Annotated in this window: 9 protein-coding genes, 1 tRNA gene and 1 pseudogene; 7 read left to right on the forward strand and 4 right to left on the reverse strand. The window is 56.5% G+C overall.

All coding sequences use genetic code 11. The annotated features are described in order from the left end of the window. Nucleotides 1-203: 203 nt before the first annotated feature. The 4 genes and pseudogenes from ACSBLW_RS18835 (at nt 204) to ACSBLW_RS18850 (ending at nt 4,903) form a co-directional block, all read left to right on the forward strand. Nucleotides 204-797, forward strand: a complete 594-nt coding sequence (locus ACSBLW_RS18835; protein WP_435258130.1) for a hypothetical protein — start codon at nt 204-206, stop codon at nt 795-797. A 142-nt stretch (nt 798-939) separates the two neighbouring features. Beyond that, nucleotides 940-1,203, forward strand: a pseudogene (locus tag ACSBLW_RS18840) (Arm DNA-binding domain-containing protein); the annotation flags it as partial. 67 nt (nt 1,204-1,270) lie between these two features. Next, nucleotides 1,271-2,119, forward strand: coding sequence for a helicase-related protein (locus ACSBLW_RS18845; RefSeq protein ID WP_435258131.1), 849 nt, complete (start codon nt 1,271-1,273; stop codon nt 2,117-2,119). 639 nt (nt 2,120-2,758) lie between these two features. Beyond that, nucleotides 2,759-4,903: a CHAT domain-containing protein gene (locus ACSBLW_RS18850; RefSeq protein WP_435258132.1), complete on the forward strand. Its 2,145-nt coding sequence runs from the start codon at nt 2,759-2,761 to the stop codon at nt 4,901-4,903. A gap of 15 nt (nt 4,904-4,918) precedes the next feature. Here the strand turns inward: ACSBLW_RS18850 and ACSBLW_RS18855 are convergent, their stop codons facing one another. Then, on the reverse strand, nt 4,919-5,788 hold the full coding sequence (locus ACSBLW_RS18855) for a hypothetical protein (RefSeq protein WP_435258133.1): 870 nt from the start codon (nt 5,786-5,788) through the stop codon (nt 4,919-4,921). A 194-nt stretch (nt 5,789-5,982) separates the two neighbouring features. Here ACSBLW_RS18855 and ACSBLW_RS18860 point away from each other — a divergent pair. Beyond that, nucleotides 5,983-6,072 (forward strand) — tRNA-Ser (locus ACSBLW_RS18860). A gap of 507 nt (nt 6,073-6,579) precedes the next feature. Here ACSBLW_RS18860 and ACSBLW_RS18865 read toward each other — a convergent pair. The 3 genes from ACSBLW_RS18865 to ACSBLW_RS18875 form a co-directional block, all read right to left on the reverse strand. Then, a complete protein-coding gene (locus ACSBLW_RS18865) occupies nt 6,580-7,626 on the reverse strand; it encodes a GSCFA domain-containing protein (protein WP_435258134.1) in 1,047 nt (348 codons plus the stop codon). Continuing rightward, nucleotides 7,623-8,576, reverse strand: a complete 954-nt coding sequence (locus tag ACSBLW_RS18870; protein ID WP_435258135.1) for a hypothetical protein — start codon at nt 8,574-8,576, stop codon at nt 7,623-7,625. Before ACSBLW_RS18870 ends, ACSBLW_RS18865 begins: the two co-directional genes overlap by 4 nt. 443 nt (nt 8,577-9,019) lie before the next feature. Beyond that, nucleotides 9,020-9,937, reverse strand: coding sequence for a pirin family protein (locus ACSBLW_RS18875; protein WP_435258136.1), 918 nt, complete (start codon nt 9,935-9,937; stop codon nt 9,020-9,022). A gap of 172 nt (nt 9,938-10,109) precedes the next feature. Here ACSBLW_RS18875 and ACSBLW_RS18880 point away from each other — a divergent pair, with 172 nt between their 5' ends. Then, nucleotides 10,110-10,817, forward strand: coding sequence for a GntR family transcriptional regulator (locus ACSBLW_RS18880; protein ID WP_435258137.1), 708 nt, complete (start codon nt 10,110-10,112; stop codon nt 10,815-10,817). Nucleotides 10,818-10,825: 8 nt separating this feature from the next. Then, nucleotides 10,826-11,728 carry a dihydrodipicolinate synthase family protein gene (locus tag ACSBLW_RS18885; RefSeq protein WP_435258138.1) on the forward strand — a complete coding sequence of 301 codons (903 nt, stop codon included), beginning with the start codon at nt 10,826-10,828 and terminating at the stop codon, nt 11,726-11,728. The last annotated feature ends 5 nt before the right edge of the window (nt 11,729-11,733 follow it).

The following is an 11,733-nucleotide window of genomic DNA, read 5'->3' on the forward strand; positions in this document are numbered from 1 at the left end:
ATTACGCCGGTCACGCTGGACCGTAGTTCAACCGGCGAAATGCACCGCGCAACCGGCTTGCTTGGCGACAGGTTTATGACAATCTGAAGGGGAGCAGTTCACAACAGATTCGCCGAAACGTCGCCGCGCCCGGAAGGGCGAGGTGCACGGCCCCTATGCGTTCAGGGGCCGGAAAAAAGGAGGGTGGTGACGGGAGGCAGGTGATGGGGTTTCCGCCCAGGGATTTCTATTCTGTGGTTGATCTTGCCGCCCGCTGGGATTGCACGCACTTGCAGATCCTCGACTGGGCTCTCGCCGAGAAGCTCGAGCTTCGGATCGCTTTGGCTGACGTCGAGTTCGAAGATGGGACCGAAGCCAGCTGGGCGGTGATTGCGCCTGCTTCGGTGCGCCCATTGTTTCGGTCCTATGGCGATGCGGAACGGCATGTGTTTATCCGCCGCGCCCGCCCTCCCAGTTGCAGCAAGGCGCTGAAGATCATCGATCCTTCTGAAGGCGTGAAGGTTCTTGCAAGTGACGTGCTGGTAACGGCCGCTGAAATCGAACGCTTTGAGGACGAAAACAACCTGGTGCGCCGGGTTGTGTCGGGCCCCGGGGCACAATCCCGCTACGACTGGGACGGGTTCTATTGCGAGATCATCTGCCGGATGCATGACAAGGGCCTTCCTGAGAAGCAGAAGGAGCTGATCGACGACATGGTCGAATGGTTCCTCGGCCGGTCGGTCAACGGGGATTCGCCTGATCCTTCGACAATCCGCAAGAAGATCAGAGGCTTCTGGGGCAGACTTCGCCCCGAATAGCCAGCACCCCGCCCAGCGCCGCTCTGACCGGCGCAATTCCCCGGACCTTTCCGCCGGTTTCCGCCTCTGCGCCGGTTTGTCCCGAATGAGACATTGCTCCGCGCCGCGGGTCGTCGCTGACTGCGGGTGAAAGGAGCGTCGCATGAAGGCAAAACTCTCTGAACGTGTTGTAAAGGCGGCCGAAATCGGCAGCCGCAAATACGTCCTCTTCGATGAGGATACCCCGGGCTTTGGGCTCTGCGTCTACACCTCCGGGCGCAAGGGCTTCGTCCTGATCTATCGGATTGCAGGCCAGCAGAAGCGCTTCACGATCGGCGTCTGGCCGACATGGTCGGTCACGGCCGCCCGGGATGAAGCCAAGCGCCTGATCCGCGAAATCGATCGTGGGGAAGACCCCCTCGATACCCGCAAGGCCGCCCGCGGGGCGCCGACGGTGAAGGAACTTGCCGAACGGTTCGGGCTATTCGCAGGTGATGGTCTTCACGCAGTTTACAGACACCATGGACTATCTGCGCGATCAAGTCGTTGCTGCGGGGTATTCAGTGATGTGCTTCTCTGGACGCGGCGGAGAAGTGCAAGGGTCCGATCGCGCCTGGAGCCTCATTTCAAGGGACGAGGTCAAGCGCAGGTTCAAGGAAGGTCGTGCGGAAATCCTTGTTTGCACTGACGCCGCGGCTGAGGGGCTGAACTTCCAGTTCTGTGGGGCGCTGATAAATTACGATATGCCTTGGAACCCGATGCGAGTGGAGCAGCGGATCGGCCGCATCGATCGACTTGGGCAGCGGTTCTCCGATATTCGTATCGTCAATCTGCACTACGAAGACACGGTCGAGGCTGACGTCTATCGCGCCTTGCGCAGCAGGATTTCCGTGTTTGAGAGTGTCGTTGGTGGTCTACAGCCGATCTTGACCAGGTTGCCAAAGCTAATCGAAGAAACCGTTCTTTCGAAGGCGACGACTGATGACGCGCGTCGCGACGAGGCGCTGGGCCGTCTGGAGACTGAACTTTCGTTGGGAGAGGGGGCATCGATCGACCTTGATGACTTCTCCGACGAAGAACTCACCTTTCCGCCTCGCTCTGAGCCTGCCCTGAACTTGTCGGACCTGAAGGCTGTTCTCGATCGACCCGCTTTGCTGCCTCGCGGCACAGAAGCCGTAAAGCTGGACGCGAAGGACTACAGGTTCACCGATGGTTTCTTGCCTCAAGCGGTGCGTGTGACGGTCGATCGGGAATTCTATGAGCTTCACTCGGAAAGTGTCGAGCTTTGGACTCCAGGAAGCCCAACGTTTCCCGATCTTGCCATGTATCGGAGAACGACGTGACTGTCTTGCTCTAAGATGTGGATCGCAAGAACCAGCGGCTCAGGCGGGGTTTCCGGGTCAACAATAGGTCAACCGAGCAACCTACCTCGTTCACGGTTTGGGCTACGGTCGTGCCCGTCGGTTGCGGTTGAGAGCGGCAAGGTAATCAAGCGAGATCAATGAGTTGGCTCGTAAGTGGTTGAAATCTAAGGGTCCGGCGTTCTCCTTTTGGTCCGCCTCATAACCTGAAGGCCGCAGGTCGTGACGAATCGTGTCAAGGATGTGCGTATGGACATGATCAGGCCTTCCTCAAGTGTCCCATACAGCACTCGTACCAGCGCAGTCAGAAGCTGTGGGGGTATTGATGGGGGTATCGGATGAAATTGAATTAAAAATATACATATAAATCAGATAAATAGACTGCAAAGAGCGGTGCGGCTCTGGGCGCCACTTTTATCAAATAAATCAAAAACTTACCGAAGTCTTTGCCAAGCGTTTCTGCGCACACTAAACTTAGACACAGTTAGACACTGCGGATAAGTCACTGGTTTGACGGAAGAATCCCCGAACAAGTAGAAAACAATCAAGCACCTGCGTCGCGGTCTCACGATCTACAAGACCTGGCGCTCGCCGTATTGGCACACGCGGATCTATGATCCGTTGAAAAAGCGGTATGTCGTCAAATCGACGAAAGAAACCAATCACTTGGATGCGGCAGAGGTCGCGGAAGAGATTCTGGCAGCCTACAAGGCGAAGCAGAACTCGAACCATGCCATGCAACAGGATCGGTCCTTTGCCCACTTCGCCTACCTGCTTATGAAGATCAAGAAATCGCGGGCGAAGGGAGAGCGCAACAAGCGGTCATACACCAACGAATACAAGCTGCTCTATCGCGAGAAAGATGGCGTCATGACCTACTTTGGTGACTACGATGCGGGAAAGATCACCTCGGGCGCGGTGCGTGCCTATCCGGTCTTTCTAGACAGCCGCCGAGACGAACCCTTGGCAGCGTCAACCGAGGCGCTTTTGCAGGCAACCGCGACAGCCCTTGAGATCAACGACCTGACCCGGCACCTTTCGGGCAGTCTGATCTACAACATGGAACGCGCCTGTGTGCTGCGAAAGACCTCGCAGGCCTTTTATGCAATGGACATGCCTCAGAAGGGGCTCGCCTTTGCGAAAGGGGCGATGGATGCCCTGCAAGGGGCGCGCCGCGCGACGCTTGGGCTGCCGCAAGACATGCAAAGCTGTTTTCGCGACGCGATTGCTGATCAATATCGTGCACTTGCCGGCCTGATGACCGAGGCCGGTCAACTTGACGAAGCGCAGGCGACGCTGACCCAGCTTGCGGATTTCGAGACCTACAAATTCTGGCAGGACGATACGAAACTGTCGGGCGATGCCTTTGCCGACGTGGTCAAGCGCCCGGCAGAACAGGCAATGGTGTCACGGGTTGCCGGGCTTGGTCTTGCCGACATGGGGGCATTGCGGGCGCAGCTTGATCAGGCCAAGGCGGATGGCAAGGAAACCGATGCTGCCGCGCTTCAACTCCGGCTGGAAGAGGCGCAGGAAGCCTTGGCGCTTTCCCTTGATGATCTGGGCGATGTGCTGGCAGAGCGGGTGGATGAGGAAGAAGGCGCGACCGCAGAACTGGCCGATGAACTGGCCTCCGAAGTGTCGGCCCGCGCCCTGCGTCGATTGCAGGGCCGTCTTGAACGCCTTTCCGGAACCGCCAGCGTCTACTCCTTGACCCTGCCGGACCGCACGCATTTCCTGATTGTCACCGATCAAGGTACCGAACATATCGCCCTAGACATGCCAGAGCCCGAACTGGCAACGGCGGTGGCGCAATTGCGCAACGGTTTGCAGGGGCTGTCGGCGGACGATCCTCTTGAGCAGCAACAGCTTTTCTACGCGACAGTCTGGGCCGCGGTTGAAGACGTCCTGCGCATGTCAAAAGCAGAGAATGTGCTTTTGACGCTAGATGCCCCGCTGCGCCGCGTTCCCTTGGGTGCATTGCATGACGGCAAGAAATGGCTCTTGGAAGATCGCAACTATGTCACCTTCATGCCAGCAGGCAAGGATCTGCTATTGGACGAAACCCCCGTCGAGATGGATGCCATTCAGGCCCTGGGCGCCTCGGATGGCGGAGCCGGGTTTTCGTCTCTGCCCAATGTCGCCAGCGAATTGCGCTCAATCGTGCGCGATGAGGCGACAGGCGCGGGCATCCTTCCCGGGCGAATACGCTTGAATGCCGATTTTAACGAAACCGGCTTTGCCGATGCCTTGGACAGCGGCGCCCCCGTCCTTCACATCGCTTCCCATTTCAACCTTCGTGATCGCGATGATCGTTCGGTCTTGTTGCTTGGAACGGGCGACACGCTTTCGATGGCCGATCTGAAATCGGGCATCCGTAAAGGCCGATACGACCTGTCCAATATTGATCTTCTGGTCTTGTCTGCCTGCCAGACGGCCTTGGACGGCAGCGCCGGTTTGGAAAGCTTTGCCTCGGCCATGCATGCCGAAGGGGTCAGAACTGTTCTGGCGACACTTTGGCCCGTGCCAGACCGTTCGACCGCTCTGTTCATGCAACGCTATTATCACCACCTGTCGACAGGAGAGCGCCGCGCCGATGCGCTGCGCTTGACGCAGATCGAATTCCTGCGACTCGACGAAACCCAGATCGAGGACTTGTTGTCCCGAGGCGCTGCGTCTTTGGATCAGGAAGAAAGCGCCCCGATGATCAACAGCCCCTCCCACCCAAGGGCTTGGGCGGGGTTTCAGTTGATCGGCCAGTGGCGCTAGGCGCCGCGATCCTGATCAAATATCCTCGCCCTGCATCTGCCGGGCTGCGGCTTCGCCAAGGGCAAAGGAAATGTCTGTAAACACATCGTCAAAAGCCGAAAAAAGCGCGGCGTTGATCTTTTGGCCGGCTTCTGTCTCGGAAAAGGCAGTGTAGGCTTCCAGATCGGCATCCGACATCGGCTGATAGGCCAAGGCAAGGAACGGGAACAGCCAGTCTTCTGTCTCGGCGCGGACTTCTGGTTCTTGCGACCAGACGTCGCTTAGCATCTGTTCTTCCGTCATCTCGTCGGGGAAAGCCCCGGTCGCGGCCATGCCTTTGTAAAAAGCCAGATTGGCGTTCAGCGCTCCCATGACATTCGATTCGATCAGGTCATTGGCTTCCGCAAAGCGCTTCAGCATAGCGACTCGCGGGTGATCTTCGGCCAGCATGTCCTCCCAAGCCACCTTGGCCGCGTCTTCCGCACTGGGGTCAAGCAGGGCGCGTCGTGCCGCGATTTCCAGCTGCAAGGCATTTCGCCCTTGGTCCGAGCCGAAAAAGGCCGCGATCTGCTCGATAGCCGCCGCATCGCCCGCCAATTCCCGTGACATCCCGGTGTCAAAGCCACGACGCATGGCCGCGCCGTCGTAAATCGAGGCAATCGTCGCCTCCCAACGGTCGCCGCCACGGCCGGGGAACATCTCCTCCTCCAGCGTAGCGCCGTATTTCAGCCCTTCATCCCGCATCACGGCGATGATGTCTTCCATCTGCATGACATCTGACAAGGCCGCAATGGCCGGGTCGATTGCTGCCGCCTGCACCAAAAGCGGGGCCGGCATCTGTTCGGCGACGGTCGCAGCAGCCGGAAGGGTCAGGCCGAGGGCAAGGACGATTGGGCGCAAAAGCATCATCTGATCCAGTTCGAAGCACTTAGTTGCCCTAGAGCTAAGGGCTTCTTCTGCGATTGCCAAGGCGGTTGGGCGCACGCCTGTGTGAGTGGCGGGGTATTGCTTGTCGAATTCTCTTTCAGAAAGTGTGTTTGGGGTCTTGCACGCGCCGCAAAGGGCGGATAGGAACCCGCCACGATGATCACATCCAATGCGGAGAGGTGCCGGAGTGGTCGATCGGGGCGGTCTCGAAAACCGTTGACCCTTCACGGGGTCCGTGGGTTCGAATCCCACCCTCTCCGCCACAATCTAAAGTCAATTGTCGGTTTTTGTTTTGGATATCTTCGGATATCGTCGTTTTAGGTGATTTGTAGATACAGTTGAGGTCTGAGATACGTCTTGGCCGCAATCGCGATACGCTCACCGCAGATCCGCAAGTGCCGCATGCTCCTGCAAGATCACGATGATCAGCTCACAGCGTGATTCAGCCTCTGCAAAAAAAACGAAGTGATGAGCAATCTCCTCTGGTTGCCCCATTCGCAGATAGGGCGGCTGCGGCCCTTGCTACCAATGAGCCATGGCAATCCCCGCGCCGATGATTGGCGCGTATTCAGCGACATAGTCTTGGTCCATCGCAATGGCTCGCTGTGGCGCAATGCGCCTTGGGGTATGGCCCTCGAAGACCCTGGATAACCGCTGGAAGCGGTGGAGTGCCAAGGGGGTCTTCGCTCACATCCCCGACCGGGTTACCGAAAAATGCGGGGGGCATTTCACGGCAAATGCTGCGGGTCAACCTTTTGCGTATCCCTTTGCTAGCTTTGCGTCTGGAAATTCCCGAGTTTTTCCTCGTCGCAAATGATTGCCTCTGCCTCTGGCACGCTTTTCTCCCGAGATGAACCCTCAAAGCCACTGGGGAGCGCCTTGAAGAAATGTTCCATCACATGGTTTACGCCAAATCTGTTCACACTTCTCATATCTGGATCGTAAAAGGATCCACGGTTTACATGATTGGTAATGATCTCAAAGGATGGAAAATAATAGACTTCGCGGAGGCTCTTGCTCAATTCTCCAGCGACAGACCGCAATGTCGCTTTGGAATAAGTGTTCGCAACAAGAACGTGGTCATCCGTCGCTGTAGCGGCCAAAGAGACAGGAGAAACCGTCAACAGCACGCGAGCCGAGGGATTCACTTCCAACAGAATTTCATGGAAACTACGAAAATCGTCCAATATTTCCGAGTGAATGAAATTCTTGAAACGATACTTTTCTTCCTTATACGTGCCAGCAGTTGTTCCGGGGCAGGTCGCAAAAACAGTGCCGCCGTCGGCATCCGTCCAACCCTCGGTCAGGCCAAGTGTAAAGACCAGCACATCCAGCTCTTCCAGCATCCGCCTTACATTGGCGAGATGCAGTTTGCGAAGCTCTATTACGGTCGTTTCATTGGCATGACCCGCCGGATCAACTGATGGACGCATCGCATCAAAATAACGACCGTTCTTTTCCCAAACAATTTCAGATGGTGTGAAGCGCCCTGTCGCTTCGCGGGCAAGCTGCAGAAGCTGTCGTACAGTGTAAATGTTTCCATATCGACAAGAGTAAATGCCAAACCCGTGTTCAGTCGCTTCGTCCCGAGACAGAAAAGCAGGAGCCGGCTCCATGTCTAAGAAGTTAGCACCCCGCTCCTTCAAAGCTCTTCCAATATGTTGGGCGAAACAACTTCCGGCAGTGGCAATCTTGTCGCGTGGCGTCAGACTAATGGACTTGCTTAGATCGGACATTTCGGAAAAGTGGCGCTGTGCGACTGCAGTACGCCAGAAGGCTTTTTCAGGCTGACGGCGATAAGGGTTGTCGGCGCTCATTTTGCGTCTCCAATGAAATGGGCTGAAATTCGGTCAGCTAGCTGAACGGTGTTTTGCGAGAAGCCAGGCTCTGCAGTCTTCGATTTCTGCGCAGGCACCGGTTCACTCGTCGCGCGTTTGGAGAAAACAGTGTCCGCCATTTTCCAGAGATCAAAACTTTCCGCTTTAAGCGCGGCTTCAACCCAATTGTTCAACGGGCCAGCTGGGTATCTGTGCCCAAGATGATCGGGGAAGAATTCGCTTAGAAATAAATAATCCTGCTTCTGGTGTGAAAGGCTTTTCACCAGAGGAAGAATTTGATGTTGCATGTGGGGGTCTGTTGAGTTTTGCAGAATGACAACCTTATTTCGATATCCCGATGAATAAAGGTCGATGACGTTATCCTTGAACCGACGACCTGCAACATCGTGCCCGTTCGGCCAACAAAGTTTCAGATATTGCTGCAGCACCGTTTCATAGGCCGCAATTCGAGGTAACGGGTTCACTGTCAGGCAGAGACTGTCAGGAATGCTATGAGAGTGATAAAGTGCGGGGTGCGCGCCTGATGAGCCACCGATAAAGATCGTCTTCTCTGGCCGAACGGTCTCATTTACGCTTGTGACCAAGGCAGAAATCATTTTCTGCGTTGGACATTTTTCATCGCCTGCATACCAAGTATAAAGCGCCTCGCGGGAGAGCCTAAGGCTAGGATCCGCAATAGAAATAATGGTCATGCGTTTTGGGAAAAGTTCTAGGAACTGGTTTCCGTAAAACAAGGGAATATTACGGATTTCTTGGTTTATGGCTCCATGAAATGCATAACATACATTTCTGCTTTCTGGGGCATAATCAATAACCTTGATGGGAAGCAATTCCTCAGACTCGTCAACCTGAATTGCGCATTCTCCAATAGAAAGACTTCCGTTTGCTGCAGCGACAGAGAAATCTTTTGGAGAAAGAAGTGTTGTCATTTGGAATTGACTTTCATTCAGTTGAGTTCAGTCGAACTGCGACCTTCCAGCAGTTCCAGACTGCGAGCAATGTCGCAGTTGGCCGCAAGGACAGTATCCCTGACTGTATCAGGCTTTCAAGGCCATATGACGCCGAGGCAATGGTCTGGGAATATATGTAAAGTCAGCCGTAGCGACTTGTGTGAGTTGCGACTGATTTCAGCGTCATCGCTACTTTGCGGTTGCGAAATAAGCAACTGTGAGAAGCTGAAAAGTTAAGACATGCTCCCGCGAGGGTGAGATGCGGCATCTCGATGGCGTTCGGGTTCAATCTTTGTGCAGTCCAGCCCCGCCCGGAGGTTTTGATGAGGGACGTCTGAATAATCCGTTAAGTCGCTTCGCTAATGTGTTGATTCTTGGTGTAAATTTTTGCGTCCCCGTCGGGGACGCAAAGGTTGTTGCAGTCAGGCCCCTTTTCCGTTGCGGATAAAGGTGCCGTTTTGCAGGTCGCGGAACGCCTGCCGCAGCTCTTCCTGTGTGTTCATCACGATCGGCCCATGCCAGGCCACCGGCTCTTGGATCGGGCGACCTGTCATCAAAAGGAAACGGATGCCTTCGTCTCCGGCCTGAACCGTGATCTCATCTCCAGCGCCGAACCGAATAAGGGTCCGGTTCCCGGTCATGTCGCGGATGTTCAGTTCTTGCCCGCGATATTCCTTCTCCACCTTGATCCCCACCGGATCACTGGCATCGCGGAAGCTGCCCGACCCTGCAAAAACATAGGCCAAAGCGTTGGACCGCGTGTCGATCGCAAAATTCTTCCGCCGCCCTGCCGGCACCGAGATGTCCAGAAGCATCGGGTTTGCGGCAATCCCGTCCACTGGTCCGGTCTTGCCCCAGAACGACCCGATGATCACCTTGACCACCGTCCCGTCATCGTCACCTTCTACCGGAATATCGGCGCCCGTGATGTCCTGATAGCGGGGCTGTGTCATCTTCAGCGACTTCGGCAGGTTCGCCCAAAGCTGGAAGCCATGCATCCGCCCCTCTTTGTCCCCCGAGGGCATCTCTTGATGGACGATCCCTGAACCGGCGGTCATCCATTGCACGCTGCCCGGCCCTAAAAGGCCCCGGTTGCCCAAGGAATCCGCGTGTTCGACCTTGCCTTCCAGAACATAGGTGATCGTCTCGATCCCGCGATGCGGGTGCCACGGAAACCCCTTTGAATAAAGCCGAGGGTCGTCGTTGCGGAAGTCATCCATCATCAGGAACGGGTCCGTCAAGCTTGGATCCCCGAACCCGAACACCCGGTGCAAATGAACGCCGGCCCCTTCCATCGTGGGTTGGGCGCGGCTGGTGGCGGCAACGGGTCTAAAGGTCATGGCAGTCTCCTTTCGGTCTTGCCCCTAATGTGGGGCTTTGGCGCGAAAAGGCCAGAGGGTGTTTCTGTGGGAAAATCGACAGGCTTTTGTGCGCCTGCTGCGAAAATGTATACAATATGTATTTTGATGGTATAAGGAATGAAGACATCAAGAAAACTGAGTCGGAGATCCCATGCAGGAAGGAAAAAGCCGCAAGTCTGGCTGCGCCGAAGACCTTAAGCGCCGTGTCCTGACGCAGGATCTGGAGCCCGGGGTCTATCTGGATGAGACCGAGTTGGCCGAGTTCTACGGCATCTCGCGTCCGCCGCTACGCGAGGTGCTGCGCGAGCTGGCAGGCGAAGGCTATGTCGTCTTGCATGAAAACCGCGGCGCTCAGGTTGCGCCGATGACGCACAAGACGTTGCGGAATTTCTTCATGGCCGCACCGATGATCTATGCGGCGACGTCTCGCCTTGCGGCCGAGCACGCGACACAGGCCCAGATCATGCGGCTGAAAGACACGCAGCTATTGTTCCGCGCGGCGATCCGCGATGGCGATACGGCGCAACGCGCCCTGCTTAATGAAAAGTTCCACACCATCGTCGGAGAGATGGCGGACAACGAATTCCTGATGCCGTCGCTGCGGCGCTTGCTGATCGACCATACCCGGATTTCGATGACCTTTTACAATCCGCGGAAAACCTCGCTGTCCGCCGCGCGTGAAACCGCTGCGGACCACCACGACCAGTTCATTGCTCTGATCGAGGCGGGCGATGCCGAAGAGGCGGCTGCGTTGGCCATCGCCCATTGGGAGCTTTCCCGTGTGGAAATCGAAAGTTTTGTCACCCCCACTGCCTTGACCGAGCCACTTGGGCCGGCCCTTGGCACGGCCAGAAATTGAGGGCCCAGATGAAGTTCGAGGGGATCTACACACCTGTCATCACCCCGCATCGCGAAGATGGCAGCATTGACCGAGACGCCTTTGCCGCGCAGATCGAATACCTGATTGCGTCAGGCGTTCATGGCCTGATCAACGGTGGCTCGACCGGGGAATACTACGCTCAGTCGATGCAGGAACGCCTGGAGATGGCCAGTCTTGCGCGCGATATCACGAAGGGGCGTATCCATCTGATGGTCGGCACCGTGGCCATCCGGCTGGAAGACAGCATTATCATGGCCGAACATGCGGCCAAGATCGGGGCTGACAGCATTCTGGTCGGAAGCCCGCCATATTCGGTGCCGACCGAACAGGAAAACGCATTGAATGCGCTGGCCATCGACCGTGCCGCCGATTTGCCGATCATGCTTTACAACTATCCGGGGCGTATGGGCATCAACATGGGCGAGGAGTTCCTTGACCGTGTTGGCCGGAGCCGGAACTTCTGTGCCGTCAAGGAAAGTTCGGGCGATATCAACCGGGTGCACCTTTTGGCCCGCGATTATCCGCATATCCAGATGTCTTGTGGCATGGACGATCAGGCATTGGAATTCTTTGCCTGGGGCGCCCGCAGTTGGGTTTGCGGCGGGTCGAACTTCCTGCCTGCCGAACATATCGCGCTTTATCGTGCCTGCGCGATCGAAGGCAATTTCGACAAGGGCCGCCGGATCATGTCTGCCATGATGCCCTTGATGCGGGTGCTGGAACAGGGCGGGAAGTTCATTCAGTGCATCAAGCATGGGGCCGAGATGATGGGCCAATATGCCGGGCCTCCGCGCCCGCCGCTTAAGGGCTTGAACAAGGATGACAAGCGGCAGTTGGAACAGGTGGTGCGCGTCTTGAAGCAGACCGTGGCCCAGATCGTGGCGGAGTAAGAGCG

Source organism: Thioclava sp. FR2, from assembly GCF_051200875.1.
GTDB lineage: Bacteria > Pseudomonadota > Alphaproteobacteria > Rhodobacterales > Rhodobacteraceae > Pseudotabrizicola.

What these genes read in the sequence shown, in the direction of transcription:
- ACSBLW_RS18845 (WP_435258131.1), top strand. Translation starts at nt 1,271, where the DNA reads ATGGTCTTCACGCAGTTTACAGACACCATGGACTATCTGCGCGATCAA.
- ACSBLW_RS18875 (WP_435258136.1), bottom strand. Translation starts at nt 9,937, where the DNA reads ATGACCTTTAGACCCGTTGCCGCCACCAGCCGCGCCCAACCCACGATG.
- ACSBLW_RS18855 (WP_435258133.1), bottom strand. Translation starts at nt 5,788, where the DNA reads ATGCTTTTGCGCCCAATCGTCCTTGCCCTCGGCCTGACCCTTCCGGCT.
- ACSBLW_RS18885 (WP_435258138.1), top strand. Translation starts at nt 10,826, where the DNA reads ATGAAGTTCGAGGGGATCTACACACCTGTCATCACCCCGCATCGCGAA.
- ACSBLW_RS18880 (WP_435258137.1), top strand. Translation starts at nt 10,110, where the DNA reads ATGCAGGAAGGAAAAAGCCGCAAGTCTGGCTGCGCCGAAGACCTTAAG.
- ACSBLW_RS18870 (WP_435258135.1), bottom strand. Translation starts at nt 8,576, where the DNA reads ATGACAACACTTCTTTCTCCAAAAGATTTCTCTGTCGCTGCAGCAAAC.
- ACSBLW_RS18865 (WP_435258134.1), bottom strand. Translation starts at nt 7,626, where the DNA reads ATGAGCGCCGACAACCCTTATCGCCGTCAGCCTGAAAAAGCCTTCTGG.
- ACSBLW_RS18835 (WP_435258130.1), top strand. Translation starts at nt 204, where the DNA reads ATGGGGTTTCCGCCCAGGGATTTCTATTCTGTGGTTGATCTTGCCGCC.